Here is a 15429-nt window from a genome sequence, read left to right as displayed (position 1 = left end):
TCAGGGCGGCGTCCGCAGCGCGGACTGCCTGAAATCAATACCGGTAATGATCCGACTTGAACGGGCCTTCCTGCTTGACGCCGATATAGTCGGCCTGGTCCTTGCGCAGTTCGGTCAGCTTGACGCCGATCTTGGCGAGATGGAGCCGGGCTACCTTTTCGTCGAGCGACTTCGGCAGCACGTAGACTTCCTTCTTGTACTTGCCGTCCTTGTTGTTGGCCCAGAGTTCGATCTGCGCCAGCGTCTGGTTGGTGAACGACGCCGACATCACGAAGGACGGATGGCCCATGGCGTTGCCGAGGTTCACCAGGCGGCCTTCCGACAGCAGGATGATGCGGTGCTTGTCGGGGAATTCGATCTCGTCGACCTGCGGCTTGATGTTGGTCCACTTCAGGTTACGAAGGCCTGCGATCTGGATCTCGTTGTCGAAGTGGCCGATGTTGCAGACAATGGCGCGATCCTTCATCGCGCGCATGTGCTCGATGGTAATGATGTCCTTGTTGCCGGTCGCGGTGACGAAGATGTCGGCGCGCGGCGCGGCATCTTCCATGGTCACGACCTCATAGCCCTCCATCGCCGCCTGCAACGCGCAGATCGGATCGACTTCGGAGACCATGACGCGGCAGCCGGCCTGGCGCAGCGAGGCGGCCGACCCCTTGCCGACGTCGCCGAAGCCCGCGACCATCGCGGTCTTGCCGGACATCATGACGTCGGTGCCGCGACGGATGCCGTCGACCAGCGATTCACGGCAGCCATAGAGGTTGTCGAACTTCGACTTGGTGACGCTGTCGTTGACGTTGATCGCCGGCCACAGCAGCGTGCCCGCCTTCTGCATGTCATAGAGACGATGCACGCCCGTGGTCGTTTCTTCGGAAACGCCCTTGATGCTCTTGGCGATCTCGGCGAAGTAGCCCTTGGGCTTTTCCTTGAGCTGCTTCTTGAGCAGGGCGAAGAAGACTTCCTCTTCTTCCGAACCCGGCTTGTCCAGGAACTTGGTGTCGCCGTTCTCGGCGCGCAAACCGAGATGGACATACATCGTGGCGTCGCCGCCGTCGTCGAGGATCATGTTGGGGTGACCGCCGCCGTGCCAGTCGAACAGCTTTGCGGTGTAGTCCCAGTATTCGGCCAGTGTTTCGCCCTTGACGGCAAACACCGGAATGCCGGCAGCGGCAATCGCCGCCGCCGCATGGTCCTGTGTCGAATAAATGTTGCAGGACACCCAGCGGATGTCGGCACCGAGCGCGGCCAGCGTTTCGATCAGCACGCCGGTCTGGATCGTCATGTGAAGCGAGCCCGCGATACGCGCGCCCTTCAAAGGTTGTTTGGGGCCGTATTCCTCGCGTGTTGCCATCAGACCCGGCATCTCGGTTTCCGCCAGCGAGAGTTCCTTGCGGCCGAAATCGGCGAGCGAGATGTCCTTGACGATGTAGTCGGTGAAGGCGGGCTTCTTGGCGGCGGCTGTCATGCGAGGTTCCTGTTTTCTAGCTCGTCATTCCGGGTCGCCCAAAAGAGCCGAACCCGGAATCTCGAAATGATGGATAGGGATTCCGGGTTCGCTCGCTGTCGCGAGCGCCCCGGAATGACGCAGGGATTAGATCGCGCTCTTGAGCGCGTCGACCAGATCGGTTTTTTCCCAGGAGAACCCGCCGTCCTTGTCCGGCGTGCGGCCAAAATGACCGTAGGACGCGGTCCGCGCGTAGATCGGCTTGTTGAGATCGAGATGCTTGCGGATGCCGCGCGGCGTCAGATCCATCGCCTCGCGCACGGCCTCCTCCAGCTTGTCCTCCGGCACCTTTCCGGTGCCGTGGGTGTCGATATAGATCGACAGCGGCCGCGCCACGCCGATCGCATAAGCAAGCTGCAGCGTGCAGCGGTCGGCGAAGCCGGCAGCAACGATGTTCTTGGCGACATAGCGCGCGGCATACGCCGCCGAACGGTCCACCTTGGTCGGGTCCTTGCCGGAGAACGCGCCGCCGCCATGCGGGGCCGCGCCGCCATAGGTGTCGACGATGATCTTGCGGCCGGTCAGGCCGGCGTCGCCATCGGGACCGCCAATATAGAACTTGCCGGTCGGGTTGATGTGCCAGACGGTCTTGCCGTTGATCCAGCCTTCCGGCAGCGCCTGGCGCACATAAGGCTCGACGCGCTCGCGAACCTGGTTCGAGGTCATGTCCTCGACGAGGTGCTGATGCGAGACCACGATCTCGCGCACGCCGACCGGTTTGCCGTTCTCATATTGCACGGTGACCTGGCTCTTGGAGTCCGGACCCAGCACCTTCTCCTTGCCGGAGTGGCGTGCTTCCGAGATCAGCCGCAGGATCTTGTGGGCGTAGAAGATCGGCGCCGGCATCAGGTCCGGCGTTTCATTGGTGGCGTAGCCGAACATGATGCCCTGGTCGCCCGCGCCCTCTTCCTTGTTGGTGCCGGGCTGCAGCGCATCGACGCCCTGCGCGATGTCGGCGGATTGCGGATGCAGCAGGATTTCGATGTCGGCCTTCTCCCAGTGGAAGCCGTCCTGCTCGTAACCAATGTCCTTGATCGCAGCGCGAATGACGCTTTCGATCTGGTCGTTGGTGACGGATGCGGGTCCGCGGGTTTCACCGGCAACCACGACCTTGTTGGTGGTGGCAAGCGTTTCGCAGGCTGCGCGAATCGCCCAGGGGTCGATGCCGGCCTTGGGGCCTTCACGGAAAAACAAATCGACGATCTCGTCGGAAATCCGGTCGCAAACCTTGTCCGGGTGACCCTCGGAAACCGACTCGCTGGTGAACAGATAGGACGCGCGCATCAACCAACCCCTTGTTCCCGCCGGATCCCGGCGGCTGTCTGTGTTGTCTATCCCGGAATGTCAGTCGCGACGGCGCGAAATGACGTAGGATTCGTCGTAAAACCAAAGCCCATTGTGCTTGCGCAGAACCTCTCTGGTGGCATCGAGGGTTCGGCTGTTTTCAGTCATTTCCGTCAACCGGTCGTCTTCGATCTGGGCGACATACACCGCCGCATTCCACGCTGCAAAGGCCGTCGAGGTTCCGATCGAGCCGGTGACCTCGTTGGGCAGCGCTTCCATATCATAACGGAAGATCGAACGGTTATCGGCGTAGACATTAAAGTTGAGGTCGCGCCCGGCCGACCCCAGCTCGTATTTCACCGCGCGCAATAGCTCATGACGGCTCACCGCGAAAGGATTTTCTCCGGGCCAGACCGACTGGATGATTTCCAGGCCGGGATCCTGCCCGTGAGAGTGAATTCCAATCAAGCGGCCCCCTGCCCGCAAAGACCTAGCCAGCGGCGCAATGATCCGCTTGGCGCGGAAATTCACAGAGGATTTTGCCCGATAGGGCTGGGAAGCGATCACAAGGTCAAAATTGGCCTCGGTCCGGCCCGCCCGCGGGATGATCGAATCAAGCAGGAACCGGTGATCCTCCCGGTACACGACCAGCGCCACCGGGCGTTCATAGGTCGGCATGCCCGATTTGGGGCTGATATTGGCCCGCCAGTTTTGTTCCAGAAATGGCCCAAGTTCTGCGATCTGGGCCTCGAATTCGCCCGAAGAGGCCCCGCGCAGGGCGACCTCATGCCAGATCATGCCCGCCGCCGCGGCCGGCGAGGCCGGCGTCAGCCAGGGCGCCTCGGCGTAATACATGTTGGTGAGGACAAAGACGGTCGCCGGGTGCTCGAACAGCCGGTCCGGCACCTTGTCGAGCGTCAGCCGGACGTCCTCCAGGCTCAACTCCTTGCCAGCGATATAGAACGGCATGTGGGGAAAGCGGCCGTGCATCGAGCGCATCACCCGCGCCAGCACCGTGCCGTCGCCGACGCCGGCGTCGAACACCCGCAGCGCCGGCGGGCGGGGATGAAGGCTCGCGAGCTCCAGCCCCACTCGCTCCGCAATCACCCGCTTTTCGCTGCAGGTATGGACGAACAGCAGGTATTTCTGACGGTTCTCGAAAAACCTGAAATTGCCCCGCGGATCGCGCTTTTCTGGCGGCACTTCGAGGCCCCGTGGCGGCGGCAGCGCGCCGGTGGACGCCGCGATATAGGCCTGGATGCGGTCCAGCGTGTCGATCGTGATGCGCTTGCCCTCGCGCAACCGATGCACCAGCTTGCCGTCGTTGACCACCCGGCGGCCAAACGTCGTCTCCGCCATGTCGGACTGGCGGCAGAAGTCGGTGATCTGGCTGAGGATCTGGTCGTTCTTCATCGGGCAAGGGTTTTGGGAAACGTCGGTGGGCAGCTTCAGGCGACGGCCCCGTCCTACCACGATCTGCCCACCAAAGGAAAGCCCGCCGCTAGCAGTCAGCAGGCACTAGCGCCCGGCCTTGAACCCCCGCTCCGCGAGGGGCAACAAAGCGGTATCCGCCACTCGCGACCGCCATTCACGGGGACCTGATGCGCCGCGCAATCCTGATGCTTAGCCTGCTCGCCGCCGCGCTGTGGTCGGCGCCTTCCCTCGCCCAATCGCGCGCGCAACTCGGACCGCTCTGCACCACCGACACCACGCCGGCGGATCAGCAGATCGACGCCTGCAACAAGATCATCGCGCTGAAAGTGTTTGCCGGCGAGAAGCTCGCGACCATCTATTTCTGGCGCGCGGTCGGCTGGAACAAGAAGGGCAACTACAACCAGGTGATCGCGGACGCCTCCGAAGCGATCCGCCTGCATCCCAGCGTTGCCCTCTACAATTTGCGCGGCTCGGCCTATTACGACAAGGGCGAGGACGACATCGCCATCGCGGATTTCAACGACGCGCTGCGGATCGGGCCGCCGAGCGGCATCATCTTTCACAACCGCGGCAACGCCTGGCGCTCCAAGGGCGAATACGCCAAGGCGATCGCCGACTACGATCAATCGATCAAGCTCGGTCCGCCGTCAGCGTTCTCCTGGCAGAACCGCGGCATTTCGAAACGCGCACTCGGCGATCTCGATGGCGCGCTGGCCGACATCAACGAAGCGATCCGGCTTGATCCGACATTGCCGCAGCCGTTGACCAGCCGCGCGGTGATCTGGCGCGCCAAGGGCGATCTCGATCGCGCCATCGCCGACACGACCGAGGCGATCCGGCTCGCGAAAGCAAAAGCGCCGGCCAACATCATGACGCCGCCCGGCAGCGTGCTGATCTCGGCCTATAGCCATCGCGCGCTCGCCTATGAGGCCAAAGGCGATTTCGACCGCGCCAGGCAGGATTATGCCGCGGCACTCGAAGGCAAGGCCTCCGACGCCGGCAGCAAGGCCAACCAGGCAACCGCGAAGGTTCGACTGTCGCTATTGTCAGAGACGCCACCACCCGCGCCGCGAACGGCAACCGCAGCGCCAGTGCCGTCAGTCAGCAAAGCCGCGCCGGCTTCACCGGTGGGAGCGGCGAGCCGGTCGCCGCCTGCCGCGGCAGAGCAGCGCAAACGCGCAGATACCGGCAGAGAGACCGTCAGGCGCGTCGCGCTGGTGATCGGCAACAACGCCTATGCGCATGTCAGGCCGCTGCCCAATCCGGCCAATGATGCGCGCGCGATGGCAAAAAGCCTGCGCGACATCGGATTCGTGGTGACGGAAGGCACCGACCTCGACCGCACGGCGATGCAGGCGACGATCCGCGACTTTCTGCGCGATGCCGCGCGGTCGCAGGTGGCGGTGGTCTACTACGCCGGTCACGGCGTGCAGATCGACGGCCGCAACTACCTGGTGCCAATCGACATCGAGTTTCGCGCCGGCAGCGGCATGACGGAATCGATGATGGACATGGATACGATCATGGCCGGCCTCGACGATCAGGTCCGCACCAACATCCTGATCCTCGATGCCTGCCGCAACAACCCGATGGCGCCGAAGCTTGCTTCCGCAGGTCCAGCCCGTGACATCGAAGCCGGCTCGGGGCTCGCCGCGCCTGCTACGCTCGGGGCCGGCTCGACCTTGGGTGCGGGCACGCTGATCGCATTCGCAACAGCGCCCGGACAGGTCGCGCTCGACGGCGAAGGCCCCAACAGTCCGTTCTCGGCCGCGCTGACCCGCCATATCGGCACGCCCGGGCTGGAGGTGCAGCAGATGCTGACGCGGGTACGGGCCGAGGTGGTCGCGGCCACCAAGGGCAAGCAGGTGCCGTGGTCGAACTCGTCGCTGCTGGGCGAGGTTTATCTTGCGGAGAAGTGAGGGTGCGCTCGCGTATCGTCATTCCGGGATGGTGCGCAGCACCAGACCCGGAATCTCGAGATTCCGGGTTCGATGCTTTGCATCGCCCCGGAATGACGTGCCTTCAGTTGCTCTACTCCTCCACACGCTGCGCAACGAAGGTGCCGTTCGGCTGATGGAAGATCACCTCATCGATCGTGATCCCCTCGCCGCGAAATTCGACGACGAAGCCCTCCAGCTCGACGATGCGGAACCTTCTTCCCTGCTCGGGCGCGAGGCGATAGGCCGGCTGGTAGTCGGGCTTCAGCACAAGGCGGTTTTCGCTGTCCAGCGTGACACGATGCGTTATCGCGCCGCTCTTGAAGTGGCCGACGCATCGTGCGCGGAACGCGGGGTCGGTGCAGTCGCCAGCCGCAAGGCGTGCAAAAACGATGTCCTTTACCATCGGCTCCAGCGGCGTCGACAGGCTGACAATGTTGCCATCGCGATCGGTCAGGAAGGTGATGGCGAGCCGGTCCGGCAGCAGGCGGTCCGGCACCTCGGGCAGTTCGAACGTCTCGTAGTGGCGGTGCATCAAGGGCGCGAACATGCCGCGCCACGTCCAGCGCAGTGCGCCGTCCTGTTCCCTGACCGACATCACGCCGTAGGCAGGATGCTCGTAATCGCCGGCATAGGCCGCGAGTTCGTGCGCCGGCTGCGTGTTCTTGTGACGCGCCTTCTCCCGCGCGTCCTTGTCGGCCTGCATATGGGCGATGAATTCGTCGCGCTGCTTGCGAGAGCGTGCGCGCCACTCGACCGGCTCGCGGCCGCGCAGCCGGTCGATGATGTACCAGGTCAGCGTCGACGGCACTTCGCTTGGACTGCGATTGGTGAAGACGGCAATTCCGATGCCGAAGTCCGGCACCAGCGTCATCAGCGTCCCCCAGCCGGGCCAGCCGCCGCCGTGAAACACCAGCCGGTCACCGCGATAGCTGTTCAACTGGAAACCAAGGCCATAATGCGCATCGCCGAATTCAGCGTGGCCCGGCGCGGTGTTGTAGACTCGCGGCGCATGCAATTCGCCGATCAGCGCTGCCGGCAGCAGACGCTCGCCGTCGAACTCGCCTTTACCCAGATGCAGCCGCATCCAGTTCGCGAGGCCGGTGACCGAGGTGTTGATCGCGCCTGCCGCCGTGGTGCGGATCGGCAGACGCATGGCCGGCAGCCTCGTATCCTCGTGCATCATATACGGCCGCGCCGCTTCATCCGAGGCCTCAAGATCGTCCAGACCGAAGCCGACGGTCATGCCGAGCCGATCTGTCAGCCGTGTGCGGATGAACGCCTCAAAACTTCGTCCGCTGAGGCGTTCGATGAGCAGACCCGCGACGTTGTAGCAGAGGTTGTTGTATTGCCAGGCTGTGCGGATATCGCGGCTCAATTCAAGATGCCGCATGACACCGAGCATTTCGGACGGTGCCCGATCGCCTGCAAAATGCACCCAGTCATGGCGCGGCAACCCCGACTGATGGCAGAGCAGGTCGCGCACCGTGACCCGCTCGGTCGCGACCGTGTCGCTCAGGCGAAACTCGGGCATGTAGTCGCGCACCGGCCTGGTCCAGTCGAGCCGCCCCTCATGGTGCAGCAGCGCGATGGCGCTCGCGGTGAAAGATTTGGTGATCGAGCAGATCACGAACTGCGTCGCCGGCGTAACCGGCAGGCCCGCCTCGACATCGCGTTGACCATAGGCCCGCGTCAGCGCCACCTTGCCATCCTGCACCACGGCGAGCGCTACGCCCGGTACCTTCCAGTCGGCCATGACTTCGGCGGCGAGATGATCGAGATCGGAGACAATCGCGGAAATCGGCGTGGTGGGTGCCTCGGCAGATGAATGAGACATTGAAGCTTCTCGGCCTGAACAGCAGATGGCGCCTGTCCGGGATGAGGCGCGGCGACAGCATGGTGTTTGTCCAACCGGGTTGCTAGCGCGGAAGCTCGTTGAGGCAGGTCAGCATGTCGCTCATCCCATATGCTACAAATCGTAGTGCTACAAATTATAGCAGAAAACCAAGTTGCCGTCCAGATTGCAGATGGAGGAGCCCTTGATGAACCTGTCTATCCGGCGGAGAAATAATCAGGCCGCGCGCGCCACATAGGCCGTCGCGGCCTTCGCGATCCGCTGCGCCTCGATGCCGATTTCGCGCAATTGCCCGGTCGGCACCGTGATCTGGCCGCAGAAGTAAAGCCCCGGCACGTTGGTCGCCGATCCCGTGACCAGCGGCATGCCATGGCTATCGAACACGCCCTCGACACCAGGCACCAGCCGGCGCAGATCGGGACGGAATCCGGTTGCGAGGATGACGGCGTCGAATTTTTCGGTGCTTGCATCGCTGAATACGACACCCTCGGCCGTGAAGCGATCGACACCGCCGCGCACCTTGATCGAGCCGTCCCTGATTTTGGCGAGCGTGCCGATATCGATCAGCGGCACGCGCCCGTCCTCTTCAATCATCTGGCGCGGTCCCTTCGCGGCACGCCTGAGGCCGAGCTTCTCGAAATCGCCCACGGCCAGCCGCAGCACCGGCGCGTTGATGAAATCGACGAGACGCGCGGGCAACCGCCGGTACAGGATCGCCCACGACAGAATCGGAAAGCCGAGCAGATCGCGCGGGATGATCTGGACCGGACTGCGAACGGCCAAGGCGACATCGACGCCGCCATTAGCAAGATCGAGCGCGATCTCGCCGCCGGAATTGCCGAAACCGATGACGAGCACGCGCTGGCCGGAAAACGCCTCGGGATTTCGATAGTTGCTGCTGTGAACGACCGCGCCCGAATAGATATCCATTCCCGGCCAGGACGGACGGTAGGGCGCGCCCGCTATGCCGGTCGCCACCACCACGACCGGCGCCGAGATCGCATCAAGTGACGTATCGACAAGCCAGCGCACGCCATCGCGCCGGAGGCGCGAGACCTTGGTGCCGAAGACCGGCTTGATCTGAAACCGGGCCGCGTAGTTTTCGAGGTAGGAGACCATCTGCGCCCGCGACGGATAGGCCGGATAGTCCGGCGGCATCGGCATCCCCGGCAGGCCGGAATGGTTGCGGTCGGTGTGGAGATGAAGCCGGTCGTAATGCCGCCGCCACACCGCGCCGACCTGGCCGGCTTTCTCCAGCACCATCACGTCAAGCCCCGCCGCGCGCATCGTCACGGCGCAAGCGAGCCCCGCGGGGCCCGCACCGATAATGATGGCGTCACGGGTTGGCGTTATGAAATCCCTCCCGCCGTCGCGCAACGATGGAGAAGCGCTTACTTCCCCCACACCTCGTTCGCGACTTCGACCGCGAGGCTCAGCTTGGCCCATTGCTCTTCCTCGGACAGGATGTTGCCTTCCTCAGTCGATGCGAAGCCGCATTGCGGCGACACCGCGAGCTGGTCGAGCGGCGCGAATTTGGCGGCCTCTTCGAGGCGGCGCTTGATGTCGTCCTTCTTCTCCAACTCGCCGAACTTCGAGGTGATGACGCCGACCACGACGACCTTGTTGCCCTTCGGCAAATAGCGCAGCGGCTCGAAGCCGCCGGCACGGTCGGAATCATATTCGAGGAAATAGCCGTCGTAATTGGTGCCGACCAGCATGGTCTCGGCCACCGGCTCGTAGCCGCCGGACGAGATCCAGGTCGAGCGGAAATTGCCGCGGCAGACATGCGTGGTGACCACCATGTCGGCCGGCCGCTCGGCCAGCGCATAGTTGATGACGCGCGCGTAGATTTCCTGCAGGCCATCGGGGTTGTCGCCGCGCTCGCGCGCCTTCTGCAACTCGTCCTGCGAACAGAGATAGGCCCACACGGTATCGTCGAACTGCAGGTAGCGGCAGCCGGCGTCGTAGAACGCCTTTACCGCCTTGCGATAGGTCTTGCCGAGGTCGAGGTAGAACTCCTCGAGGTCGGGATAGACCTCCTTCGAGATCGCCTTGCGACCGCCGCGGAAATGCAGCACGGCGGGCGACGGGATCGTCATCTTCGCCGTGACGTGGGCCGTGTCGGTATGCTTCTTCAGGAAGCGGAAATGATCCAGCATCGGATGGTTGTCGGGGAAGTCGAGCTTGCCGATCACGCGGACGGCGTCGTGCCTCGTCTCCACGCCAGCGAACTGGATGCCCGTGTCGGGATGGAACAATTCGCAGCCGGTGAGCTTGGCCAGAAAATCGAAATGCCACCAGGAGCGGCGGAATTCGCCGTCGGTCGCGAGCTTCAGGCCGATGGAAGCCTGCTTGTGTACGACCTTTTCGATCTCGAGGTCCTCGGCCTTGCGCAGGTCCTCCGCGGTGATCTCGCCCTTCTCCAGTCTGGCGCGCGCTTCCTTGATGCGCGGTGGCCGCAACAGGCTGCCGACCTCGTCGGCGCGGAACGGGGCTTTGGTTCTCTGCATGGTCTCAACTCCCATCAAATCTAGTGCGCGGCGGCGCCGGCAACGCCGAGATAGCGTTCGAGCACCGCGGGATCGGCCTTCAACGCGTCGCTTGGCGCATCATGCACGATCGCGCCGCGTTCCAATATCACAACCCGATCGGCCAGCCCCAGAATCTTTCGCGCATTCTGCTCGACGATGATCGAACAGATGCCCCCCGAGCGGGTGATGGTGCCGAGCGCCCGGAGCAATTCCTCGACGATGATGGGCGCCAGCCCCTCGGTCGGCTCGTCGAGCAGCAAAACCCTGGGATTGAGGGTCAGCGCGCGGCCGATCGCCAGCATCTGCTGCTCGCCGCCGGAGAGCTGGTTGCCGAAATTGCTGCGGCGTTCCTTCAGCCGCGGAAACATTTCGTAAACCTTGTCCACGGTCCAGAGGCCCGGCTGGGCCACGGCGGTCATGTTTTCCTCGACTGTCAGCGAGCGAAAAATGTTGCGTTCCTGCGGCACCCAGCCGATCCCTGCCCGCGCCCGCTGGTCCGGGCGCATCGTGGTGATGTCCAGCCCGTCAAGCGCAAGGCTGCCGCCGAAGCGGCGGGTAATGCCGACGATCGAATTGATCAGCGTGGTCTTGCCGGTGCCGTTGCGGCCCAACAGTGCCAGCACCTGGCCTTCGCCGAGCGATAGCGACATCGAGGGCAGGACGACGGCCTCGCCGTAGCCGGCGCGCAGGGCATCGATGGCGAGAAGCTCAGACATCGGCAGCCTCACCGAGATAGACCGCCTTGACCTGCGGATCCCTGGCCACCTCGTCGGGCGGTCCCTCCACCAGCATGGCGCCGTTGACGAGGACGGAAATACGGTCGGCGAATGAGAACACCAGATCCATGTCGTGCTCGATCAGCAGCACGGTGACGTCGCGCGGCAGGGCGGCAACCGCGGCCAGAATATCGTGGCGCTCGCTCTCGGGCACGCCGGCGGCGGGCTCGTCGAGCAGTAGGACCCGCGGCCGGGTCGCAATCGCGACCGCGATCTCGAGCAGCCGCTGCTTGCCGTAAGGCAGCGTCGCGGTCAGTTCGTTCATCACGTCTAGCAGGTGAAAGCGCGCCAGCGTCTCCGCTATCTCCTCGTTGACATCGTCGCGCGTGCCCATCCGCCGCCACCAGTCGCCGCCGCGGCCGAGCCGTTCGGAAACCGCGAGCCCTACGGTTTCGAGCGGGGTCAGGTCGGCATAGAGCTGGTTGATCTGGAAAGTGCGCGAGAGCCCGCGCAGCACTCGCGTATGAACCGGCAGATCGGTGATGTCATTGCCCTCGAGCAGGATCCGTCCTCCATTCGGCTTGAGCACGCCGGTCAGGAGGTTGATGACGGTGGTCTTGCCGGCGCCGTTCGGCCCGATCAAGGCGTGGCGGGCGCCCTGCTTGACCTGCAGCGACAGCTCGCGCGTGACCCTCAAGCCGCCGAAGGATTTCTCCAGCCCCTTGGTTTCCAGCGCGATCGTCATGGCGCATCGCTTTCGGGAACGGCGACGCCGGCCTTGCGTCCGAAGACCTGACGGATCACGAGGTTCGGCCCCCAAAGCACCCAGCGATGGATGCGTTCGCGGCCGACCAGCACGATCACGACCAGGACGAGCCCGATCCAGAACAGCCAGTATTGCGGCGTAATGGTCTGAAACAGTTCCTGCAGCATCTTGAAGACAACCGCGCCGATCAGCCCACCGTAGAGATAGCCGGTGCCGCCGATCACGAGCACCAGCATCAGATCGGCCGAGCGCTCGAACGAGAACACGTCCAGCGATGCCAGCGCCGTGGTCTGGGTGAACAGCGCCCCGGCGATGCCGGCATAGAACGCTGCCACCGTATAGATCGCGATCAGGCGGCGGTTGACCGGAACGCCGATGGCTGATGCCCGCAAGGGATTGTTCTTGATCGCGCGCAATGACAGGCCGAACGGCGAATTCACGATCCGCCGCGCCAACAAGAACAGCAGGAACAGCACGATCAGCGAATAGAAGAAGCCGGTCTTGCCGAACATGTCGAACGCAAACAGGCCGAGGATCGGCTGCATCTCGATGCCCTGCAGCCCGTCGGTCCCGCCGGTGACGTTGGAGAAGCGCTCCGCCAGCGCTTCGAGTAACAATGCGATGCCGAGCGTCACCATCAGCCGGGTCAGGTCGACGCCGCGGATAACGAGGAAGCTGGTCAGAAAGCCGAGCGCCATCGCGATGAGGCCGGCGACGACCAGCGCGATCACCGGCTCATTGATGATGCCATGCAGGGCCAGTAGCCCCGCCAAATAGGCGCCGACGCCGAAGAAAGCGGCGTGCCCCAGCGAGACGATGCCGGCATAACCCAGGATCAGATCGAGCGACAGCGCGAACAATGCCAGCCGAATGATGTCGGTCATGATCAGGTAGCGGGACGGAAACAGGAACGCGCAGGAGGCCGCCAGAATCCAGAACGCGATCTCGCCCGGGCGCCAGCGGGCGCGGGCGATGGCATAAGATGAGACGTCGGTTGCTGCGGTCATCGCGGGCTCATCGCGCGGCGGCGCGGCCGAACAGGCCGTTCGGACGCCAGATCAGGATCGCGATCATGATGGTGTAGATGACGAACGGGCCCATCTTCGGCACGTAATACTTTCCGGCAACGTCGCCGATGCCGAGCAGAAGCGAAGCGAGGAACGGCCCAGTGATGCTGGAGGAGCCGCCGACGGTGACCACGATCAGGAAGTAGATCATGAATTTCAGCGGAAAATACGGATCGAGCCCGAGGATTTCGGCGCTGAGCGCCCCGCCCAGCCCCGCAAGGCCGCACCCGAAGGCGAAGGTGAACGCGAATACCTGCGGCACGTTGATGCCGAGGCCGCTTGCCGCGCGAGGATCATCGACGGCCGCGCGCAGCCGGCTGCCAAACCGGGTCTTCGCCAGGATCAATTGCAGCGCCACCGTGAGCAGGCCGCAGATCACGATGATCATCAGCCGGTAGCGGCCGATGCCGACGCCGAAGAAATCGAACTGGCCTTCGAGCGCCGCCGGCAGCTTGATGAAGATCCGCGACGATCCCATGATATAGTCCACCGCCGCCACCGACATGAAGGTCAGGCCGATGGTGAACAGCACCTGGTCGAGATGGCTGCGGGTGTAGAGATGACGGTACAGCGTGCGCTCCAGCACCACGCCGATCGCCGCGGCCGAGACAAAGGCGAGCGGAAGTGCTGCGAAGAACGGCCAGCCGGAATTGTTCACCAGCACCGCGCAGATATAGCCACCGGTCATGGCGAAGGCGCCATGGGCGAGGTTGACGAAATTCATCAGCCCGAGCGTCACCGCCAGCCCGCAGGCCAGCACGAACAGCAGCATGCCGTAGGCGACACCGTCGAACAGGATGGTGAAGAGCGTGGTCATGGGATGGGACGGACCTCTAATAGAAACTCGTCATTCCGGGATGGTCCAAAGGACCAGACCCGGAATCTCGAGATCCCGGGTTCGCGCTGACGCGCGCCCCGGGATGACGGCTTCGCCGTCACTTCTTGGTCTTGCCGGAATCCTTCACCGCCTCGAAGGTCGCGAATTCGACGTTGTAGAGTTCGCCGTCGACCTTCTCGACCTTGCGGATGTAGATGTTCTGCACGATGTCGCGGGTTTCCGGATCGATCGAGATCGGGCCGCGCGGGCTTTCCCACTTCATGCCCTTCATTGCCTCGATCAGCGCATCGCCGTCGGTCTTGCCGCCGGTCTTCTTCAGCGCCTCGTAGATCAGGCGGATGCCGTCATAGCCGCCGACCGCCATGAAGCCCGGGCGCGAGCCGAAAGCCTTCTTGTAGGCGGTGACGAAATCCTTATTGGCAGCCGAGGGATGCGCCGCGGAGTAAAGATGCGCTGTCACCGTGCCGAGCGCCGCATCACCCATCTGGTTGAGCAGGTCGTCGTCCATCACGTCGCCGGGGCCGATCACCTTGATGCCCGCCTTGTCGAGCCCGCGCTCGGCATATTGCTTCATGAAGTTACCGCCCTGTCCTGCCGGCACGAACACGAACACGGCGTCCGGCTTGGAGTCCTTCATGCGCTGCAGGAACGGAGCAAAATCAGGGTTTTGCAGCGGCACCTTCACCTCTTCCACGATCTCACCGCCGCCGGCGGTGAAGTTCTGCTTGAAGAAGTTCAAGGCGTCGTTGCCGGGCGCATAGTCGGAGGTCAGCGTCGCCACCTTCTTGATGCCGTTCTTGGCGGCCCAGTCCCCGATGATGGTCGACGACTGCGCCAGCGTGAAGGAAGTGCGCACGATATAGGGCGAACGCTCTGTGATGATCGAGGTGCCCGCCGCCATCACGATTTCCGGAACCTTGGCCTGCGTCGCCAAGGGTGCTGCGGCAAGGGCTGCCGGGGTCACGCCGAAACCCGCGATGAAATTGACCTTGTCGTTGACGATCAGTTCCTGCGCCATGCGCTTGGTATTGTCGGGAACCGCCGCGTCATCCTTCAGGATGACTTCGATCTTCCTGCCGGCGACGGTATCGCCGTTCTGCTGCATGTAGAGCTTGACCGCATTGTCGATCTGCTTGCCGGTCGACGCCTGGCCGCCGGTCATCGGCAGGATCAGGCCGATCTTGACGGTCTCCTGGGCGTGAGCCGGTGCGAACGCCAGCATCCCGGCGACGGCGCCTGCGGCCAGCAATATGTGACTGCGAATAGACATTAGCATTCCTCCCCCTGATCGGCCTTGTGTCCTCGAACCGAGTCCCCGGCCCTTGATCTCACCATAACCCAGATTTTTCGGCCGGGTAGCGCGGCAACATGGCGTACCTGGCCGCCCTTTTGTCAATCGGACCATTGGCGCGGCGAAGAGGCCAGGCCAGCCGGACTGTCGTGAAATACGCGACGGTACTATAATATGATCCAATCTCGCCGCCCGTCGCCCTCCCG

At 63.6% G+C, this 15429-nt stretch carries 12 protein-coding genes; 1 reads left to right on the top strand and 11 read right to left on the bottom strand.

The genetic code is table 11. From position 1 onward, the window contains the following. Positions 1-34 precede the first annotated feature (34 nt). From ahcY to V1283_RS04635, 3 genes are all read right to left on the bottom strand, one after another. Positions 35-1465 (bottom strand): adenosylhomocysteinase, encoded by a 1431-nt coding sequence (gene ahcY, locus V1283_RS04645; RefSeq protein WP_334385275.1) that lies wholly within the window; start codon positions 1463-1465, stop codon positions 35-37. Between the two features lie 126 nt (positions 1466-1591). Beyond that, entirely contained in the window at positions 1592-2788 is a 1197-nt protein-coding gene (metK, locus tag V1283_RS04640) for a methionine adenosyltransferase (protein ID WP_334385273.1), read from the bottom strand. Between the two features lie 60 nt (positions 2789-2848). Continuing rightward, positions 2849-4201: a hypothetical protein gene (locus V1283_RS04635; RefSeq protein WP_334385272.1), complete on the bottom strand. Its 1353-nt coding sequence runs from the start codon at positions 4199-4201 to the stop codon at positions 2849-2851. Between the two features lie 188 nt (positions 4202-4389). Between V1283_RS04635 and V1283_RS04630 the strand changes: the two genes are divergently transcribed. Then, entirely contained in the window at positions 4390-6141 is a 1752-nt protein-coding gene (locus V1283_RS04630; RefSeq protein WP_334385271.1) for a caspase family protein, read from the top strand. A 112-nt stretch (positions 6142-6253) separates the two neighbouring features. Here the strand turns inward: V1283_RS04630 and V1283_RS04625 are convergent, their stop codons facing one another. The 8 genes from V1283_RS04625 to V1283_RS04590 form a co-directional block, all read right to left on the bottom strand. After that, complete coding sequence (locus V1283_RS04625) at positions 6254-7996, bottom strand: serine hydrolase (RefSeq protein WP_334385270.1); 1743 nt, start codon at positions 7994-7996, stop codon at positions 6254-6256. Between the two features lie 234 nt (positions 7997-8230). Further along, entirely contained in the window at positions 8231-9391 is a 1161-nt protein-coding gene (locus V1283_RS04620; RefSeq protein WP_334392951.1) for a flavin-containing monooxygenase, read from the bottom strand. A gap of 14 nt (positions 9392-9405) precedes the next feature. Further along, complete coding sequence (locus V1283_RS04615; RefSeq protein ID WP_334385269.1) at positions 9406-10524, bottom strand: cobalamin-independent methionine synthase II family protein; 1119 nt, start codon at positions 10522-10524, stop codon at positions 9406-9408. A gap of 20 nt (positions 10525-10544) precedes the next feature. Next, positions 10545-11261 carry an ABC transporter ATP-binding protein gene (locus tag V1283_RS04610; RefSeq protein WP_334385268.1) on the bottom strand — a complete coding sequence of 239 codons (717 nt, stop codon included), beginning with the start codon at positions 11259-11261 and terminating at the stop codon, positions 10545-10547. Further along, positions 11254-12006, bottom strand: a complete 753-nt coding sequence (locus V1283_RS04605; RefSeq protein WP_334385267.1) for an ABC transporter ATP-binding protein — start codon at positions 12004-12006, stop codon at positions 11254-11256. Before V1283_RS04605 ends, V1283_RS04610 begins: the two co-directional genes overlap by 8 nt. Further along, the gene (locus V1283_RS04600) at positions 12003-13034 is read right to left on the bottom strand and encodes a branched-chain amino acid ABC transporter permease (RefSeq protein ID WP_334385266.1); all 1032 of its coding nucleotides are present in this window, start codon (positions 13032-13034) and stop codon (positions 12003-12005) included. The genes V1283_RS04605 and V1283_RS04600 overlap by 4 nt, the downstream gene beginning before the upstream one ends. Before the next feature lie 7 nt (positions 13035-13041). After that, complete coding sequence (locus V1283_RS04595; protein ID WP_334385265.1) at positions 13042-13911, bottom strand: branched-chain amino acid ABC transporter permease; 870 nt, start codon at positions 13909-13911, stop codon at positions 13042-13044. 118 nt (positions 13912-14029) lie between these two features. Beyond that, positions 14030-15154, bottom strand: coding sequence for an ABC transporter substrate-binding protein (locus V1283_RS04590; RefSeq protein WP_442895843.1), 1125 nt, complete (start codon positions 15152-15154; stop codon positions 14030-14032). Between the last annotated feature and the right edge of the window lie 275 nt (positions 15155-15429).

The organism is Bradyrhizobium sp. AZCC 2262 (genome assembly GCF_036924535.1).
Taxonomy (GTDB): domain Bacteria; phylum Pseudomonadota; class Alphaproteobacteria; order Rhizobiales; family Xanthobacteraceae; genus Bradyrhizobium.
The sequence above is the reverse complement of the archived record's forward strand: the minus strand, read 5'-3'. Positions and strand labels throughout refer to the sequence as shown.